This is a genomic window from Pseudomonadota bacterium, from assembly GCA_022361155.1.
Lineage (GTDB): Bacteria > Myxococcota_A > Polyangia > Polyangiales > JAKSBK01 > JAKSBK01.
The window spans coordinates 1-1,895 of record JAKSBK010000551.1 but is presented as its reverse complement, the minus strand read 5'-3'; the positions used below and the strand labels follow the sequence as shown (position 1 = coordinate 1,895).

The following is a 1,895-nucleotide window of genomic DNA, read 5'->3' as shown; positions in this document are numbered from 1 at the left end:
GCACTTCAACAAGCTCGGCCTCGTGAACATGAAGGGCAGAATCTACGACGCACACATGGGGAGGTTTTTGACGCCGGACCCGTTTGTGCCGGAGCCGGGCAACAGCCAGTCCTGGAATCGGTATAGCTATGTGGGTAACAATCCACTGAACTATACGGATCCGTCGGGATACTTCTGGAAGTGGGCTCTCGCGGCTGGCGCGTGGGTGGGGACAGTGGCTGCATGCTCCGTACTTGAACCTGGGGTGCTGTGTTATGGTGCATTCGCCTTGGCGGTTGGGGCGACCTCCTACGCAAGGTCTGACGGGAACGAGGTTCGCACGTTCATTCCAGGAACATTGGGTAGCGGGTCGACGCGCTCGGGCGCCTATCCCGGAGAGTATCTCGGGCATGCCCCGGGCTACCCGATGGGCTCGGGTGAGCCGTCGGGGGTGGATGGGTTCACGCCGGCGCCGCGCGCTAGCGAGGTACCAAAGGGGGCGCAGACGCTGGCAGCCTCCGCAACTGAGACACGTAGACGGATCGAGAGACTTGCGAGGAAATCTATCTACAGCGAGGCGTGGATGACAGATGTGGCGAAGGGCAACTTCGCTTGCGGTACTTACAAATGCAATAAGTTTGTCTACGATATTCTTGTGGTGGCAGGAGCTGATCCGGGGACGCCTAATTTTGTTAGAGGCCCTCCCTCCGCACGACAATGGGCAGACCCGCAGTTCAATATCCCTGGATGGCGGGTGTTAGGCCCTGGCGAAACACCCATGGGCGGAGATGTCGTCGCCCAAAGGATCCACTACAGCGACGCAGGAGGTCACGTCGCAATCGTCAGCTCTCGGAGGGGTCCGAGCGGTCCAGGGCCGACGTATATTGGTACTGCTGATAGGGGGATTATTCGCGAAAGACCGCTCGGGAAGACGCTTGCACGACCTGGAGTTCAAGCTGGCCCGCTGACATACCGTCGGTGGACAGGAGGTCCATGATGGTACGGTTGTCAGCGTTGCTCGGTCTGTGGGTGCTTGCCTCCTGCACACATGAAAGTGACCGTGAGACCGGCGCACCATCGGCAGCATTCGGGGCGACCCCGGAAGCGGCAAGTAGTTCGAAAGAGCCGTCAATCGAAGTCGCAGCTGAACTGGGATCCAAGTCACAGACGGCAAGAGGGGGTCGCTTGGCCGATCCGAAGGTGAAGGTGGTGAAAGACGACAGAGGTACAGCGGCAGACGGACGCTTGCTCGTCAAGGAAACGACTCGAGGAAACGAATTGGCGAAGGGACAAGACGACTCAAAGCTGCATGGGTTTGAAATCGAGGTCGAGCTTGATGCCAGCACCAAGGCTGCACTTGCGCGAGAAAAGGAACGAGTCGCCGTCCATCTTGCTCTTTACGATAGCGCCGCCGCGCGTCCAGAGTTTTCGCGATCCTGGGACGGAGTGCTGGACGCACAGGGAGGAGTGCTACATGTGCCACCACAGTCCCTTGTCCCTGGCCCAAAAGGCCACACCCTGAAAGTGGCTTTGGTGAATGTAACGAGCGCACGCGAGTCTGCAAAAGACAATCTTCTCGACTGCGGACTGTGGGAGGGGAAGCTTGAAGAGATCCCGAACCGCATAACCATCAAATGCACTCTGATACGCTGAGGCGGCGACTATACGGCCGGTAACGCCCCAAACCGTCCGGGGTTGCCTGTGCATGAACCAGAAACCGTCCGGGGTTGGCCGCCGAGGATCGTGGCGGCCGGGCCCGACGGCCGGTTGTTGACTCTGATCGCCAATCGGCTGTCGCGGACGCCGCAAGGCGGCGGGACCGACGAATTCGCCAACGTTCCGCTCGATGTATCGTGCATTTCCGGCGAGACAAGCCGTCTCAGCATCTGGGTCTGGGTTCCCGCGGGCACGGTCGG

General features: G+C 60.0%; 2 protein-coding genes. Both read left to right on the top strand.

The features are described 5' to 3' along the window. Nucleotides 1–976: RHS repeat-associated core domain-containing protein (locus tag MJD61_20445; protein ID MCG8557633.1), on the top strand; the 976-nt coding region annotated here is incomplete at its 5' end. Between the two features lie 188 nt (nt 977–1,164). After that, nucleotides 1,165–1,632 carry a hypothetical protein gene (locus MJD61_20440; GenBank protein ID MCG8557632.1) on the top strand — a complete coding sequence of 156 codons (468 nt, stop codon included), beginning with the start codon at nt 1,165–1,167 and terminating at the stop codon, nt 1,630–1,632. Nucleotides 1,633–1,895: the final 263 nt, after the last annotated feature.